The organism is Pseudomonas sp. GL_103 (assembly GCF_057835175.1).
In genome coordinates this window covers 2,143,065-2,160,133 of the sequence record NZ_CM174420.1, presented here as the reverse complement: position 1 = coordinate 2,160,133, position 17,069 = coordinate 2,143,065, and the positions used below count along the sequence as shown (strand labels likewise).

The following is a 17,069-nucleotide window of genomic DNA, read 5'->3' as shown; positions in this document are numbered from 1 at the left end:
TTCGCGGGCAAGCCCGCTCCCACAGGGATCTGCGTCGTACACAGATTATGTGAGCGGCACAAAACACTGTGGGAGCGGGCTTGCTCGCGAAGGCGGTGTAACAGCTTACGAATATCTCAACGCGTGAGCCGGCTCGATCTTCGCCGCCCGCCAGGCCGGGTAAACCGTGGCCAGGAAGCTCATGACGAAGCCCGCCGTGCAGATCAACGCCACATCCGCGCCTTGCAGCTCTGACGGCAGGTTGCTGACGAAGTACACATCGGAACTGAAGATGTGCTGCCCGCTGACCCGCTCGATCCACCCCACGATCTGGCTGACGTTCAGCGCGGCAATCACGCCCAACACCCCGCCGATCAAGGTACCGACGATGCCGATCACCGTGCCCTGCACCACGAAGATCGCCATGATCTGCCGTGGCGTGGCGCCGATGGTGCGCAGGATCGCGATGTCCGCGCCCTTGTCGTTCACCACCATGATCAGGGTCGCGATGATGTTGAACGCCGCCACCGCGACGATCATCAGCAACAGCAGGCCGATCATGGTTTTTTCCATCTTCATCGCGCTGAACAGGCTGCCCTGGGTGTGGGTCCAGTCGTCAGCCTTGTAGGCGGCGCCCAGCCCCGTGGCGATGTCGCTCGACACTTGCGGCGCGGCATACAGGTCCTTCACCGCCAGGCGCACGCTCTGCACCTGATTCGGCTCCCAGTGCTGCATCTGCGCGGCATCGGCCATGTGGATCAGCGCCATGGTGCCGTCCAGTTCGGCGCCCACCTTGAACACGCCGACCACATTCAGCCGTTGCATGCGCGGGGTAATGCCGCCCGGCGCATTGCTGACTTCCGGCACGATCAGGGTGATCTTGTCGCCGACGTTCAAGCGGAAGCGGCGCGCCGTGATCTCACCGATCACCACGCCGAATTCGCCCGGTTTCAGGGCTTCGAGGCTGCCCTGAACGATGTGCTTGGCGACGATCGACACCTGGCCTTCCAGCGCCGGGTCGACACCGCTGACCTGGATCGGCTGCATCGTGCCCTTGTAGGACAGCATGCCTTCCATCTCGGTGAACGGCACCGCCGCCGTCACTTCCGGGTTTTTCATCGCGGCCGCTGCCACGGGCTTCCAGTCATCAATCGGATTGACGCCGACGATGGTGGCGTGGGGCACCATGCCGAGGATGCGCGAGCTCATTTCGCGCTGGAAGCCGTTCATCACCGACAGCACCACGATCATCGCCAGTACGCCGAGGGCGAGGCCGATCATCGAGGTCATCGAGATGAAGGAAACAAAGCGATTGCGGCGCTTGGCGCGGGTATAGCGCGTGCCGATAAAGATCGATAACGGTCTGAACATTCGCTGGGGCACCGTATGGAAATAAATGACCCGACGCCTTTTCAGACATCGGGTTTCAGCCAATCAGATAGGAGTGAGGCAGCCTTCCTGCAAATGCAGGACGCGATCCATCTGGCGGGCCAGGTTCATGTCGTGGGTCACCACCAGGAACGCCGTGCGCATCGAGGTGCTGAGTTCCAGCATCAAGTCCTGGATCCCCTGGGCGGTGTGGGAGTCGAGGTTGCCGGTCGGCTCGTCGAGCATCACCAGGCCCGGATTGTTCACCAGGGCGCGAGCGATGGCCACGCGCTGACGCTCACCACCGGACAATTCGGCCGGCTTGTGCTCCAGGCGATGGCCCAGCCCTACCCGCTCCAGCAACGCCGTGGCACGCTGGCGCGCTTCGGGGATCGCGGTCTTGCCGATCAGCAGCGGCATGCAGACGTTTTCCAGGGCGGTGAATTCCGGCAGCAGGTGGTGGAACTGGTAAACGAAGCCGAGGGCGCGATTACGCAGCAGGCCGCGTTTCTTCTCGCTCAGCGCCGACAGTTCTTCACCGTCGAGCCAGACGCTGCCCTTGGTCGGCGTATCGAGGCCGCCCAGCAGATTGAGCAAGGTACTTTTGCCCGAGCCCGACTTGCCGACAATCGCCACACGCTCTCCCGGGTGCAACTCCAGTTGCAGGCCGGCCAACACTTCCACCGATTCCGGGCCTTCCTCGTAGGACTTGCCCAGGCTGCGGCAGCTCAAGATTGCTTTATCACTCATGCCCGACTCACTCATAACGTAGCGCCTCCGCAGGCTGGGTGCGCGCGGCACGCCAGGCTGGATACAGGGTGGCGAGGAAACTCAGGACCAACGCCGCAGAGCAGACCATCACCACGTCCTGGCTCTGCACCTGCGACGGCAGGTAATCGATGAAGTACACGTCGGCGTTGAGGAACTTGTGCCCGATCAGGCCTTCGAGGGCCGAGATCGCGGCGCTGACGTTCAGCGCGGCGAAGATCCCGACCACGGCGCCAATGGCTGTGCCGACCACGCCAATGACGGTGCCTTGCACCATGAACGTGCGCATGATCGTGCCCGGCGTGGCGCCCAGCGTGCGCAGAATCGCGATGTCACCCTTCTTGTCGTTCACCACCATCACCAGCGTGGAAATGATGTTGAACGCAGCGACGGCAACGATCAGCAGCAGCAACAGGCCGATCATGGCTTTTTCCATGCGGATCGCCTGGTACAGGTTGCCGTGGGTGCGGGTCCAGTCGCGGGCGTAGAAGCGGTCTTCACCGAGATCGCGGGCGATGCTCCACGCGGTGCGCGGTGCCTGGAACAGATCGTCGAACTTCAGGCGCAGGCCCTGGACCTGATCCGGTTTCCAGCGGTGCAGCCGGGCCAGATCCTGCAGATTGGTGACGCCAAGATAGCCATCGAGCTCACCGGCGCCGACATGGAAGATGCCGACCACGGTAAAGCGCTTCATGCGCGGGAACATCCCGGCCGGGGTCACGGTGACTTCCGGTGCGACGAAGGTCAGCTTGTCGCCAATCGCGGCACCGAGCTTGGCCGCGGCCTTGTCGCCGATGACGATGCCGAACTCACCCGGCACCAGGTCGTCGAGTTTTCCCTGGGTCATGAATTGATCGATGATCGACACCTGGCGCTCTTGCGCCGGGTCGATGGCATTGAGCAGGACTTTCGAGACCTTGCCGTTGTTGGTCAGCAAGCCCTGCATTTGCGTAAACGGCGCCACGGCCGTCACCTGCGGGTTCTGCTTGACCTTCGCGGCCAGGCTTTGCCAATCGCTGATCGCCTCGCCGGACTCGATGGTCGCGTGGGGCACCATGCCCAGCACGCGGGTGCGCATCTCATGATCGAAGCCGTTCATCACCGACAGCACCACGATCATCACGACCACGCCAAGGGCGAGCCCGATCATCGAAGTCAGGGAAATGAATGACACAAAATGATTGCGACGCTTTGCACGGGTGTAACGCGTGCCGATAAATACGAAGAGAGGTCTGAACATGTCGGGGCTTGTTCGGAGGGAAAAGGAACGTCCTTGTGGCGGGGGTCGATAACCAGCTTTACACTCAGACCACCGCCGCTACCATGGGTTCGCCATGTCGACATTAGATGAAGAAGATCGCCGCGAATACTACCGTATCGAGGATACGATCGCACTGGAAATTCGGCCCCTGTCCGCTTCTGAAGCCACAGACCAGGAAGTGTTGCAGGATGCTTCCCCGCTCTTCAACTTGCTCAGCGAACTGCACCTGAGCGAATTCGAGTCGCAACACCTGTTGCGCCAGATCAGCGAACGCGACCGCACGACCGCCGCATTCCTCAAATCCCAGAACAAACGCATCGACTTGCTGAGCCAGGTCGTCGCTCTGACAGTACTCGGGCAGATCGGCGAACCGCAGCCGGTGATCATCTCTGAAGGCGGCATCGACTTTCAGCATCCATCGCCCATTGCCGCCGGCGCGCGCCTGTCGGTCAAGCTGGTGCTGATGCCGCAAGCCCTTGGCCTGCTGCTGCGCGCTCGCGTCACCCATTGCGACCGCAAGGGCGATGGTTATGACGTCGGTACCGAGTTCGAACACCTGACCGACGCCCAGCGCCAACTGCTGGCCCGTCACATCTTGCAGAAGCAGGCCCAGGAACGACGCCTGGCCCGCGACCAACTCGAATCAGGCAATTAATTTAAGGAAGAACCGTGACCCTCATCTACGGCCATCGCGGCGCCAAGGGCGAAGCACCGGAAAACACCCTGACCAGCTTTCAGGAATGTCTCAAGCACGGCGTGCGTCGCTGCGAACTGGACCTGCACCTGTCCATGGACGGCGAGTTGATGGTCATCCACGACCCCACCCTCAAGCGCACCACTGACCGTCGCGGCAAGGTCGTCGAACACACGGCGGCCGAGCTGGTGACGTATGACGCACGCAACGGCGGCCCGGGCTGGATCAAGCCGTGCCCGATTCCGACGCTGGAACAACTGTTCGAGAAATGCGACTTCGATCACTGGCAACTGGAAGTCAAAAGCGCATCAAGGATGCGTGCCGCGACCACCGTGCTGGCGATTCGCGAAATGGTGCAGCGTCATGGCCTGATGGACAAGGTGACCATCACCTCGAGTTCCCGTGAAGTGCTCAAGGCTGCGCTGGAACTGGTGCCGGACGTGTCCCGCGGGCTGGTGGCCGAGTACGCCTGGCTCGACCCGCTGAAGGTCGCGGCCAGCTATGGCTGTGAGATTCTGGCGCTGAACTGGACCCTGTGCACGCCGGAACGCCTGCAAAGGGCGCAGCGTCAGGGGCTGCATGTGTCGGTATGGACCGTCAACGAGCCCGCGCTGATGCGCAGACTCGCCGACTTCGGCGTTGACAGCCTGATTACAGACTTTCCCGGTTTGGCCACTGCCACGCTCGAGAATTGCTGAAATCGGTCTCCCCGGCCGGCTCAGGCCACCGGCCGGAGCCCGTCAAAAAAGCCGGTTGAGGCCGTCGTATGCGGCTACCCGATAGGCTTCGGCCATGGTCGGGTAGTTGAACGTGGTGTTGACGAAGTACTTCAACGTGTTCAGTTCGCCCGGCTGATTCATGATCGCCTGACCGATGTGCACGATCTCCGACGCCTGATAACCGAAGCAGTGAACACCCAGGACTTCCAGGGTTTCACGGTGGAACAGGATCTTCAGCATGCCTTGCGGCTCGCCAGCAATCTGCGCCCGCGCCATGCTCTTGAAGAAGGCCTTGCCCACTTCGTACGGCACCTTGGCCTGGGTCAGCTCCTGCTCGTTCTTGCCGATCGAGCTGATCTCCGGAATGGTGTAGATGCCGGTCGGCACGTCATTCACAAAGCGCCAGCTGCCGTTATCGACAATGCTGCCAGCAGCCGAACGGCCCTGGTCGTGGGCGGCACTGGCCAGGCTCGGCCAGCCGATCACGTCACCGGCGCCGTAGATGTTCGGCACGCAGGTGCGGTACGCCTCGTCGACTTCGATCTGGCCACGGCTGTTGACCTTCACGCCGATGTTTTCCAGACCCAGCTGATCGGTGTTGCCGGTACGACCGTTGCACCAAAGCAAGGCGTCGGCCTTGATCTTCTTGCCGGACTTGAGGTGCAGGATCACGCCATTGTCCACGCCTTCGACGCGGTCGTAGTCTTCGTTGTGGCGAACCGTGATGTTGTTGTTGCTGAAGTGATAGCTCAACGCCTGGGAAATTTCCGAGTCGAGGAAGCTCAGCAGCTGACCACGGTTGTCCACCAATTCAACCAATACTCCCAGACCGCTGAAGATCGAAGCGTATTCGCAACCGATCACGCCGGCGCCGTAAACGATGAGTTTGCGCGGGGTGTGGCCGAGGCTGAGGATGGTGTCGCTATCGTAGATACGCGGGTGGTGGAAATCGATGTCCGCCGGGCGATAAGGACGCGAACCGGTAGCAATGATGATGTGCTTGGCCACCAGCTTCTCGACCACGCCGTTGGCGCAGACCACTTCGATGGTTTGCTCGTCGGCGAAGCTGCCGGTGCCGAAGAACACGTCGACGCGGTTACGGGCGTAGTAGCCGGTACGCGAAGCGACTTGTTTGGAGATGACTTTCTCGGCGCTTTTCAACACGTCCGGGAACGAGAACCAGCGCGGCTCACCAATGGCCCGGAACATCGGGTTGGTGTTGAATTGCATGATCTGCCGCACCGAGTGACGCAGTGCCTTGGACGGGATGGTGCCCAAGTGAGTGCAGTTGCCGCCGACCTGGCGACGGCTATCGACCATCGCCACCTTGCGCCCTGCCTTGGCGGCGTTCATTGCCGCGCCTTCCCCCGCCGGGCCGGAACCCAACACCACCACGTCGTAGTTGTAGACAGCCATGCGTACTCCTCAGAACAGGCCGCGGCACCCTCGGCACCTGCGGCTAAATCACGCCAATGCGTGGCATGAAGGAACAATTTGGGGCCAGTGCAGAACCCGGACACAGTCTATAGAAGCGTCAACGCCGCGCACATTAACCCTTGGTCGCGTCGTAGGCTACTTTTGCCTGAGCTACAACGCCAGTTTTCAATGCTCGAATCGCCGAAAACCTTCGGTTTTTTTGCCACTGAGGCGTTCAAAAGCGTGACTGCTGCGTGTGACGAAACCTGTATCGGCACGAATCACAAAAAATGCGCCGATATCGTGTTTTTCTGCGTAGTCCCAACCGCGCTCCGGGCCGAGAATCAGCAACAGCGTCGATAAGCCATCGGCCATCAACGCCGAAGGATGAATCACCGTGACCGATGCCAGGTTATGTGAGACCGGAGAACCGGTGCGGGCATCGAAGGTGTGGGAAAAACGCTGGCCGTCCTGCTCGAAATAGTTACGGTAGTCGCCGGAGGTGGACAGGCCATAGCCGTCGACAACAATGACCCGCTCGGCCACCTGCCGGTCATCCCGAGGCTCTTCCAGAGCGATGCGCCATGGCGAGCCATCAGCCTTCCTGCCGGACGCCTTGAGCTCGCCCGTGGCCTCGGCGAGGTAGTCATGGATGCCCATCGCCTCGAGTCTCGCGGCAATCGTGTCCACCGCATAACCTGCGGCGATGCTATTGAAGTCGACCTCGACGGCGGCGTCCTTGCACAACCGGTCGCCCTCGATACGCAAGTGCTGGTGACCGACGCGCTTGCGGGCTTCGGCGAGCGCTTCGGCGGTCGGGACTTTCTCCCCGCGGGCCTGCGGGCCAAACCCCCAGAGGTTCAGCAACGGCTCCACCGTCAGATCGTAGGAACCGTCGCTTTGCACTGACAGTCGCTCGCCCACGCGGACCAATTCGAGGATCGACGCCGGCATTGCCTGACAGCCGTTGGCCGGTAATGCATTGAAGCGCTCGATGTCCGAGTCGCTGCGGTAGGTCGACATTTGCCGGTCAATGTCAGCGAGGATCTGCTCGACCTGGACACGGACTTCGTCCGGCGCCGGAAGGCCGGCATGACGCACATACTTGATCGAATAAGTGCTGCCCATGGTCGGGCCGCCGAAGCTTTCGAGGGCGTCGCCGTTGCCACAGCCTGATAGTGCGCCGAGCAGCAAAAATGCCACCCCCTGCCACCTGATCAACAATTCCCGAGCTCCCCGAAACATCCCCTGACACGCCGCCAGGGCCAGCCATTATGCGATAGAACTGTGGGAGCGGGCTTGCCCGCGATGAGGCCAGTCCGAACAACACACCCCTCAACAGACAAAAGCAGCACAAACAAAAACGCCCCGACCAAGGTCGGGGCGTTTTTGTTTGTGCAGCTAAAGGCTTAGCGCGGGAATGCTGGCGGGTTTACACCGGCCATGTCTTCCATCACGCGAACCACCTGGCAGCTGTAACCGAACTCGTTGTCGTACCAAACGTACAGAACAACGCGGTTATCCTGGGTGATGGTCGCTTCCGCGTCCACTACGCCTGCGTGGCGCGAGCCAACGAAGTCGGTGGAAACCACTTCCTGGGAGCTGACGTAGTCGATCTGCTTGTGCAGATCCGAGTGCATGGCCATCTGGCGCAGGTACTCGTTGATCTCTTCGCGAGTAGTGGCCTTTTCCAGGTTCAGGTTCAGGATGGCCATCGACACGTTTGGCGTAGGAACGCGAATCGCGTTGCCGGTCAGCTTGCCCTTGAGCACTGGCAGCGCCTTGGCGGCTGCGGTGGCGGCACCGGTCTCGGTGATAACCATGTTCAGCGGCGCGGCGCGGCCACGACGGCTGCCCTTGTGGAAGTTGTCGATCAGGTTCTGGTCGTTGGTGAACGAGTGAACGGTTTCGACGTGGCCGTTGATGATGCCGTACTTGTCGTTGACTGCCTTGAGCACCGGCACGATGGCGTTGGTGGTGCAGGAAGCCGCCGAAATGATCTTGTCGTCAGGGGTGATATCGCCATGGTTGATGCCGTGCACGATGTTCTTCAGCGCGCCCTTGCCAGGTGCGGTGAGGATCACGCGGGCAGCGCCCGGGCAAGCCAGGTGCTGGCCCAGACCGTCAGCGTCACGCCATACACCGGTGTTGTCGACGATCAGAGCGTTTTCGATGCCGTACTGGGTGTAGTCGACTTCGGCCGGGCTCTTGGCGTAGATAACCTGGATCAGGTTGCCGTTGGCGGTGATGGTGTTGTTGGCTTCATCGATAGTGATGGTGCCATCGAACGGACCATGGACCGAGTCGCGGCGCAGCAGGCTGGCACGCTTGACCAGGTCGTTCTCGGCGCCCTTGCGGACAACGATGGCGCGCAGACGCAGGCCGTCGCCACCACCGGTTTTCTCGATCAGGATGCGCGCCAGCAGACGGCCGATACGACCGAAGCCGTAGAGGACAACGTCGGTGCCTTTGCGGGCCGATGCGTTTTGCTGGCCAACCACGTCAGCCAGTTCTTCACGGACGAACTGCTCGGCAGTACGGCCATTGCCTTCGGCCTTGAACTTGGCCGCCAGCTTGCCCAGGTCCACCGAAGCGGCGCCGAGCTTGAGTTCGCTCATCGCCTTGATCAGCGGGAATGTTTCGTGGACGGACAGCTCGCTTTCGTCGGACTGACGGTGACGAGCAAAGCGGTGAGCTTTGAGAATCGCAATGACTGAACGATTGATCAGGCTGCGGCCATAGATCGAGCTCACCACGTTGTTATTGCGGTAGAGCTGACCGATAAGCGGAATCATCGCTTCTGCGAGTGCTTCACGGTCGATCCATTCACCAAGACACTGGTCGGGCTTCTGAGTCACGGGAACCTTCCACATGTAGGGGCAGAAAAAAGGGGCTACATTATGCCGCCGAGTGACAACGGTAGCAATGCGCGCCCGTCGTGCTTTACGTAACAATTCGTCGTTCAAAAAAATTACGCCCCGCTCAAACCCAATAAAACCGGGGCTTTCAGCGCAGTCAATTTTTTGGAGGCCGCGCCTCGTTATCCGTAACCCTCCGTAACACTCGTTGTATTTGCCACTACATATTCAGTAATTTCGGGCAAAAAAGCGCCGAATTTTGTCTTTACCACTACATTTCACCAAACCCGTGCTTTAGACGCAGTCAGCAACTGACAGGCGGCATCGTTGACCGCTACAATTGCCGACTTTGTCGCAACGCTTGGAGCTCAACCTTCCGTGCCCGTTCTGCGTCTACCGCTTCTCCCTGCCGCGGCAGGTAAACAGCACTGGGGCAACCTGCCCGGTGCCGCCCTGAGCCTGGCCATCGCCGAGGCCGCCAGCGCTGCCAAGCGCTTTACCCTGCTGCTGACCGCCGACAGCCAAAGTGCCGAACGGCTGGAACAGGAGCTGGGTTTCTTCGCCCCGGATTTGCCCGTACTGCATTTTCCCGACTGGGAAACCCTGCCCTACGACCTGTTCTCGCCGCACCAGGACATCATTTCCCAGCGCATCGCCAGCCTGTACCGGCTGCCGGAACTGAGTCATGGCGTGCTGGTGGTGCCAATCACGACCGCCCTGCATCGCCTCGCGCCGACCAAATTCCTGCTCGGCAGCAGCCTGGTGCTGGATATCGGCCAGAAGCTCGACGTCGAGCAAATGCGCACCCGGCTTGAAGCCACGGGCTATCGCTACGTCGACACGGTGTATGAACACGGTGAGTTCACCGTTCGCGGTTCGCTGATCGATCTGTTCCCGATGGGCAGCAAGCTGCCGTATCGCATCGATCTGTTCGACGACGAAATCGAAACCCTGCGCACCTTCGACCCGGAGAACCAGCGTTCGATCGACAAAGTCGACTCGGTCAAGCTGTTGCCGGCCAAGGAATTCCCGCTGCAAAAAGAAGCGGTTACCCGCTTCAAGGCGCGGTTCCGCGAGCGCTTCGATGTCGATTTCCGCCGCTGCCCGATTTTCCAGGATTTGAGCAGCGGGATTACCCCGGCCGGTATCGAGTACTACCTGCCGCTGTTCTTCGAAGAAACCTCGACGCTGTTCGATTACCTGCCCCAGGACACCCAAGTGTTCTCGCTGCCCGGCATCGAGCAGGCCGCGGAAAACTTCTGGAACGACGTGCGCAATCGCTATGAAGAACGCCGCGTCGACCCGTCCCGTCCTTTATTACCGCCCGCCGAACTGTTCCTGCCGGTGGAAGACTGCTTCGCGCGCCTGAAGAACTGGCCGCGCGTGGTGGCCAGTCAACAGGACGTGGAAAGCGGTGGCGGTCGCGAACGCTTCCCCGCTCGCGAGTTGCCCAACCTGGCGATCGAAGCCAAAGCCACCCAACCGTTGGCGGCACTGGCGGACTTCCTCGACCAGTTCCCCGGCCGCGTGTTGTTCACCGCCGAATCGGCAGGCCGCCGCGAAGTGTTGCTGGAGCTGCTGGAACGCTTGAAGCTGCGCCCGAAAACCGTCGACAGCTGGCCGGACTTTGTCGCCGGCAAGGAACGCCTGGCGATCACCATCGCCCCGCTCGACGAAGGCTTGCTGCTCGACGACCCGGCCCTGGCCCTCGTCGCCGAAAGCCCGTTGTTCGGCCAGCGCGTGATGCAGCGCCGTCGCCGCGAAAAGCGCGCCGACGCCAACAACGATGCCGTCATCAAGAACCTCACCGAACTGCGCGAGGGTGCGCCGGTGGTGCACATCGACCACGGTGTCGGCCGCTACCTGGGCCTGGCGACCCTGGAAATCGACAGCCAGACCGCCGAATTCCTCGCCCTGGAATACGCCGAAGGCGCCAAGCTTTATGTACCGGTGGCCAACCTGCACCTGATCGCCCGCTACACCGGCAGCGACGATGCCCTGGCCCCGCTGCACCGCCTCGGTTCCGAGACCTGGCAGAAAGCCAAGCGCAAAGCCGCCGAACAGGTGCGCGACGTCGCTGCCGAACTGCTCGACATCTATGCCCGCCGCGCCGCCCGCGAAGGCTACGCTTTCGCCGATCCGAAAGCCGACTACGCCACCTTCAGCGCCGGTTTCCCGTTCGAAGAAACCCCGGACCAGCAAACCACCATCGACGCAGTGCGCGAAGACATGCTTGCGCCCAAGCCGATGGATCGCCTGGTGTGCGGCGACGTTGGCTTCGGCAAGACCGAAGTGGCGATGCGCGCCGCGTTCATCGCCGTGCATGGCGGTCGCCAGGTGGCGATCCTGGTGCCGACCACCCTGCTCGCCCAGCAGCATTACAACAGCTTCCGCGACCGCTTCGCCGACTGGCCGGTGAGCGTGGAAGTGATGAGCCGCTTCAAGTCGGCCAAGGAAGTGAATGCGGCGGTCGCGGACCTGGCTGAAGGCAGGATCGACATCGTCATCGGCACTCACAAGCTGCTGCAGGACGACGTGAAGATCAAAAACCTCGGGCTTGTGATCATCGACGAAGAACACCGTTTTGGCGTGCGCCAGAAAGAACAGCTCAAGGCCCTGCGCAGTGAAGTTGACATCCTGACCCTGACCGCCACGCCGATTCCGCGCACGCTGAACATGGCGGTGTCCGGCATGCGCGACCTGTCGATCATCGCCACGCCGCCGGCCCGTCGCCTGTCGGTCCGCACCTTTGTCATGGAGCAGAACAAGAGCACGGTCAAAGAGGCCTTGCTGCGTGAGTTGCTGCGTGGCGGCCAGGTCTACTACCTGCACAACGACGTGAAGACCATCGAGAAATGCGCCGCCGACCTCGCCGAACTGGTGCCGGAAGCACGGATCGGTATCGGTCACGGGCAGATGCGCGAACGCGATCTCGAACAGGTGATGAGCGACTTCTACCACAAGCGCTTCAACGTGCTGATCGCCTCGACCATCATCGAGACCGGCATCGACGTACCGAGCGCCAACACCATCATCATCGAGCGCGCCGACAAGTTCGGCCTGGCACAATTGCACCAGCTGCGCGGCCGGGTCGGACGCAGCCACCACCAGGCGTACGCCTACCTGCTGACGCCGCCACGCCAGCAAATCACCCCGGACGCGGAAAAGCGCCTGGAGGCGATCGCCAACACCCAGGATCTCGGCGCGGGCTTCGTGCTCGCCACCAACGACCTGGAAATCCGTGGCGCCGGCGAACTACTCGGCGACGGCCAGAGCGGGCAGATCCAGGCCGTCGGCTTCACGCTGTACATGGAAATGCTCGAGCGCGCGGTGAAATCGATCCGCAAGGGCGAGCAGCCAAACCTCGATCAACCGCTAGGCGGTGGCCCGGAAGTCAACTTGCGGGTACCGGCGTTGATTCCCGAAGACTACCTGCCGGATGTCCACGCCCGCCTGATTCTCTACAAGCGCATTGCCTCGGCCACCGACGAGGACGGCCTCAAGGATTTGCAGGTGGAGATGATCGACCGTTTCGGCCTGTTGCCGGAACCGACCAAGAACCTGATCCGTATCACTGCATTGAAATTGCAGGCCGAGCAACTGGGCATCAAGAAAGTCGATGGCGGCCCGCAAGGCGGTCGCGTCGAGTTCGCCGCACAGACGCCGGTCGACCCGCTGACCCTGATCAAACTGATCCAGAGCCAGCCAAAACGCTACAAATTCGAAGGCGCCACGATGTTCAAGTTCATGGTTCCGATGGAGCGCCCGGAAGAGCGCTTTAATACTGTAGAGGCGCTGTTCGAGCGCCTCGTTCCGAAAACTGCTTGAAGGACGCCGCATGCGCCTGTTTCGCTCACTGACCCTGCTGACCCTGTTGATGCCAGCGCTGGTCGCACCCACGGCATATGCCGATGACCTGTATCAGGTCGAAATGATTCTGGTCCGTCAAAACGCCGTGCCGGCGATTGTCAGCCGCGCCGCGCCGGAAGACTGGGCGGCTGGCGCCCAACCGGTCAGCACCGACAGCCTGCGTACGCCAAGCCTGAATGGCGAGGTGGAAAAACTCACCAGCAGCGCCGACTACACGGTGTTGTTGCACAAGGCCTGGCAACAGCCCCTCGGCGAAACGGCCAGCAAAGTGGCGGTCAGCGACGGCAAGGAACAATATGGTCAGTTCCCGATCGAGGGCACACTGAACATGAAACTGGGACGCTTTACCGACGTCGACGCCGATTTCTGGGTCAACCAGATCGATGCCAATGGCATGGTGACCGCCAGCGAGCGCTTGAAACAGGAAAGCCACACCAAGAACGGCCAGTTGAACTTCCTCGACAACGGCCACCTCGGCCTGCTGATCAAGATCACCTCACTGACCGCCCCCGCCCCCCGAGCAGCTCCCGAAGAAATTCCGGACTGATTCCCTATGTCCGCGACCCTGAGCAAACCCCTGGCACCATCCTGGGTCAGCCGATTCAAGGAACAGAGCCTGGAGCGTGGTCGCCGTTACGCGCTGGAGAATCGTGTCAGGATCGTCGAGGCCGGCGACGCCACGATCATTGCCGCCTGCGAAGGCTCTGGCGGTAACGTTTACCGTCAGACCATTCGCCTGCGCGAGTCAGCCAAGGGCACGCTGCTGATGGTCGACGCCACCTGCTCCTGCCCGGTCCACAGCAACTGCAAACATTGCGCGGCGGTGCTCCTGCAAGTACAGGAAACCCTCGACTACCCCGCTGCCGCCAAAGACGCCGAACTCCTGGAAAAACTCCAGGCAGTCCTGGAAAACCGCAACCCGAAAGCCCCGCCGCAAGTGCTGGTGGACAATGTGCAGCCCGTCCCGCGCCTGTGGCTGGCCAGTATCGAGTTCAGCGCGTTCGAGCCGCGCAACGGTCGAATGCAGCGTTACATCCAGCATCGCGCGGCGCTGTCTTTCAGTTACCTGGACGAATACGTTTGCGGGCAGAAAAACACCGACATCCTGATTCGCCAAGAAACCCAGACGCTGCGGATAAAACGCCACCCGGAAGTGGAGCAGTCCTACCGGGAACAGTTGCGAATCCTCGGCTTCAAAGTCGCCACCCGGCAAAGCAAGGCCTTGCCGGAAAGCGCCGGCGAGCTGTTCGAGATGGTCAATGACAGCGCCTGGCTGACCTTTACCCTCAATGAACTGCCGAAGCTGCGCACCCAGGGCTGGGAATTGCAGATCGACGAGGACTTCGGTTTCGACCTGACGGCGGTAGACGACTGGTACGCCACGGTCGAACAGGCACCGGAACGCGACTGGTTCGACCTGGAACTGGGGATCATCGTCAACGGCGAACGCCTGAGCCTGTTGCCGATCCTGCTCAACCTGATGCGCTCCCACACCGAAATCCTCAACCCGGAACGCCTTGCCCGACGCCGCGACGACGAGTTGATCCTGGTCAACATCCCCAATCGCCCGAACTCCGAGTACGGCCCGCTGCAAGTCGCCCTGCCCTTCGGCCGCTTGAAGCCGGTGCTGGCCACCCTCGGCGAGTTCTACCTGCATGAGCCCGGCGACACCACGCTGCGCCTGAGCAAGGCCGATGCCACGCGCCTGAACCCGCTGGAAGACATGCCACTGCTGTGGGAGGGTGGCGAACAGATCCGCACCTTTGCCCAGCGCTTGCGCGACATCAAGGACCACACGACCGCTGCCCCGGAAGGCCTGAATGCGACGCTGCGCCCGTATCAGCTTGAAGGCTTGAGCTGGATGCAATCACTGCGGCAGTTGGAAGTGGGTGGAATTCTCGCGGACGACATGGGCCTGGGCAAAACCCTACAGACACTGGCCCACGTTCTGAGCGAGAAAAACGCCGGCCGCCTCGATCGCCCGTGCATGGTGGTGATGCCGACCAGCCTGATCCCCAACTGGCTCGACGAAGCGGCGCACTTTACGCCACAGCTCAAGGTACTGGCGCTATACGGTGCCGGCCGCAAAAAGCACTTCGACAAGCTGGCTGACTACGATCTGATCCTGACCACCTATGCGCTGCTGCCCAAGGATGTCGAACGCCTGGCGGCGCAGCCCTTGCACATACTGGTGCTGGACGAAGCGCAATACATCAAGAACCCGACCAGCAAGGCCGCACAAGCTGCCCGCGAGCTCAATGCCCGGCAGCGCCTGTGCCTGAGCGGCACGCCGCTGGAAAACCATCTCGGTGAACTCTGGTCGCTGTTTCACTTCCTCCTGCCCGGCTGGCTGGGCGACGTCAAAAGCTTCAACCGCGATTACCGCGTGCCGATTGAAAAACGCACCAGCGAGGTCAGGCTCCAGCACCTCAACGGCCGGATCAAACCTTTCCTGTTGCGCCGTACCAAGGAACAGGTGGCCACCGAGTTGCCGCCGAAAACCGAAATCATCCACTGGGTCGAACTCAACGAAGCCCAGCGCGATGTGTACGAAACCATGCGCCTGGCCATGGACAAGAAAGTCCGCGACGAGATCACCCGCAAAGGCGTGGCCCGCAGCCAGATCATCATTCTCGAAGCGCTGCTGAAACTGCGTCAGGTGTGCTGCGATTTGCGCCTGGTCAACGAGGCGACCCTGCCAAGCCGTGGCAGCACGTCGGGCAAGCTCGACAGCCTGATGGAAATGCTCGAGGAATTGTTCGAGGAAGGTCGGCGGATCCTGCTGTTCTCGCAGTTCACTTCAATGCTGTCACTGATCGAAGACGAACTGAACAAACGCGGCGTGGCCTACGCCCTGCTGACCGGCCAGACCCGCGACCGCCGCACACCGGTGAAGGAATTCCAGAGCGGCAAGCGTCAGATTTTTCTGATCAGCCTGAAGGCCGGTGGCGTTGGCCTGAACCTGACCGAGGCGGACACGGTGATTCATTACGATCCGTGGTGGAACCCGGCGACGGAAAACCAGGCGACCGACCGCGCGTATCGCATCGGCCAGGAGAAGCCGGTGTTTGTCTACAAACTGATTGCGCGCGGCACGGTGGAAGAAAAGATTCAGCACCTGCAAAAGGAAAAATCCGACCTCGCGGCCGGCGTGCTGGATGGGCGCAAGGCCGGGGACTGGAAACTGCAGAACGATGATATCGAGGCGCTGTTTGCGCCGCTGCCGGAAAACCTTGAAAAGCGCTGAGATGTGCGGCGCTTTTTAGTCCGCCATCGCGAGCAAGCTCGCTCCCACAGGTTCAGTGGTGTCCGCAAAAGTTATGTTCAACGCAGACACTGTGGGAGCGAGCTTGCTCGCGATGAAGTCAACTCGGTATCAAGTGGGACTCAACCCTTGAGCACCCGCGCCAAGGTCGATTTAACCTTGCCCATGCCGTCATGCAACGCCTGCTCGATCTCGGCCATGGTGATCACCGCCGTCGACTTGCCCGCCGCCGGGTTCACCACCAGCGCCAGACAGGCGTAATCCAGTTCCAGCTCGCGGGCCAGGGCCGCTTCCGGCATACCGGTCATGCCGACGATGTCGCAGCCGTCGCGCTCCAGTCGGGCGATTTCAGCCACTGTCTCCAGGCGCGGCCCTTGAGTGCTGGCATACACGCCATGACTGCTGTAGCCCACGCCTTCCGCCGCCAATGCCGCAATCAGTTGCTGGCGCAACAGTTCGCTGTAGGGGTAGCTGAAGTCGATATGGGTGACGTGTTCCAGGTCATCGGCAAAGTAGGTGTGCTCACGACCGCTGGTGTAGTCGATCAACTGATGCGGCACGCAGAAATGCCCGGTGCCCATTGCTGCATGGATGCCGCCCACGGCGTTGACCGCCAGAATGGCTTCGGCACCGGCCTGCTTCAACGCCCAGAGGTTGGCGCGGTAATTGACCTGATGCGGCGGAAAACGATGGGGATGACCGTGACGTGCGAGGAACAGCACTTCCTTGCCGGCATACTCGCCGATCTGCACGTCAGCCGAAGGTGCGCCATAAGGCGTGTCCACTGCCAGTGACTGGCGAATGCTCAGGCCTTCGAGTTGAGTCAGGCCAGTGCCACCGATAATCGCGTAAACCGTCATAACGAACAGTC

Annotated in this window: 12 protein-coding genes; 5 read left to right on the top strand and 7 right to left on the bottom strand. The window is 61.4% G+C overall.

All coding sequences use genetic code 11. The features are described from left to right. Positions 1 to 105 precede the first annotated feature (105 nt). From AC3IP0_RS09810 to AC3IP0_RS09800, 3 genes are all read right to left on the bottom strand, one after another. Positions 106 to 1,350 carry a lipoprotein-releasing ABC transporter permease subunit gene (locus tag AC3IP0_RS09810; RefSeq protein ID WP_008053334.1) on the bottom strand — a complete coding sequence of 415 codons (1,245 nt, stop codon included), beginning with the start codon at positions 1,348 to 1,350 and terminating at the stop codon, positions 106 to 108. Between the two features lie 63 nt (positions 1,351 to 1,413). Further along, positions 1,414 to 2,097, bottom strand: a complete 684-nt coding sequence (gene lolD / locus AC3IP0_RS09805) for a lipoprotein-releasing ABC transporter ATP-binding protein LolD (RefSeq protein WP_173677889.1) — start codon at positions 2,095 to 2,097, stop codon at positions 1,414 to 1,416. A 7-nt stretch (positions 2,098 to 2,104) separates the two neighbouring features. Continuing rightward, on the bottom strand, positions 2,105 to 3,355 hold the full coding sequence (locus tag AC3IP0_RS09800; protein WP_150724712.1) for a lipoprotein-releasing ABC transporter permease subunit: 1,251 nt from the start codon (positions 3,353 to 3,355) through the stop codon (positions 2,105 to 2,107). A 94-nt stretch (positions 3,356 to 3,449) separates the two neighbouring features. Between AC3IP0_RS09800 and AC3IP0_RS09795 the strand changes: the two genes are divergently transcribed. Together AC3IP0_RS09795 and AC3IP0_RS09790 are read left to right on the top strand one after the other, a co-directional pair. Continuing rightward, positions 3,450 to 4,031, top strand: coding sequence for a PilZ domain-containing protein (locus AC3IP0_RS09795; RefSeq protein WP_489327266.1), 582 nt, complete (start codon positions 3,450 to 3,452; stop codon positions 4,029 to 4,031). Positions 4,032 to 4,045: 14 nt separating this feature from the next. After that, positions 4,046 to 4,768 (top strand): glycerophosphodiester phosphodiesterase, encoded by a 723-nt coding sequence (locus AC3IP0_RS09790; RefSeq protein ID WP_489327264.1) that lies wholly within the window; start codon positions 4,046 to 4,048, stop codon positions 4,766 to 4,768. A 42-nt stretch (positions 4,769 to 4,810) separates the two neighbouring features. On the opposite strand, the gene sthA is transcribed toward AC3IP0_RS09790, so the two are convergent. The 3 genes from sthA to AC3IP0_RS09775 form a co-directional block, all read right to left on the bottom strand. Beyond that, positions 4,811 to 6,205 (bottom strand): Si-specific NAD(P)(+) transhydrogenase, encoded by a 1,395-nt coding sequence (gene sthA / locus AC3IP0_RS09785; RefSeq protein WP_007984277.1) that lies wholly within the window; start codon positions 6,203 to 6,205, stop codon positions 4,811 to 4,813. 186 nt (positions 6,206 to 6,391) lie between these two features. After that, positions 6,392 to 7,450: an FAD:protein FMN transferase gene (locus AC3IP0_RS09780; protein ID WP_489327262.1), complete on the bottom strand. Its 1,059-nt coding sequence runs from the start codon at positions 7,448 to 7,450 to the stop codon at positions 6,392 to 6,394. A gap of 164 nt (positions 7,451 to 7,614) precedes the next feature. After that, positions 7,615 to 9,078: a glyceraldehyde-3-phosphate dehydrogenase gene (locus AC3IP0_RS09775; RefSeq protein ID WP_223454470.1), complete on the bottom strand. Its 1,464-nt coding sequence runs from the start codon at positions 9,076 to 9,078 to the stop codon at positions 7,615 to 7,617. Between the two features lie 363 nt (positions 9,079 to 9,441). Between AC3IP0_RS09775 and mfd the strand changes: the two genes are divergently transcribed. Genes mfd through AC3IP0_RS09760 form a run of 3 tightly spaced genes read left to right on the top strand, consistent with a single transcriptional unit; the run spans position 9,442 to position 16,180 of the window. Then, on the top strand, positions 9,442 to 12,891 hold the full coding sequence (gene mfd / locus AC3IP0_RS09770) for a transcription-repair coupling factor (RefSeq protein WP_489327260.1): 3,450 nt from the start codon (positions 9,442 to 9,444) through the stop codon (positions 12,889 to 12,891). 10 nt (positions 12,892 to 12,901) lie between these two features. Further along, entirely contained in the window at positions 12,902 to 13,480 is a 579-nt protein-coding gene (locus AC3IP0_RS09765) for a CsiV family protein (RefSeq protein WP_489319061.1), read from the top strand. A gap of 6 nt (positions 13,481 to 13,486) precedes the next feature. Continuing rightward, complete coding sequence (locus AC3IP0_RS09760; RefSeq protein ID WP_489327258.1) at positions 13,487 to 16,180, top strand: SNF2-related protein; 2,694 nt, start codon at positions 13,487 to 13,489, stop codon at positions 16,178 to 16,180. Positions 16,181 to 16,320: 140 nt separating this feature from the next. Here AC3IP0_RS09760 and AC3IP0_RS09755 read toward each other — a convergent pair whose 3' ends face one another. Further along, positions 16,321 to 17,058, bottom strand: a complete 738-nt coding sequence (locus AC3IP0_RS09755; RefSeq protein WP_489319059.1) for an S-methyl-5'-thioinosine phosphorylase — start codon at positions 17,056 to 17,058, stop codon at positions 16,321 to 16,323. Positions 17,059 to 17,069 lie beyond the last annotated feature (11 nt).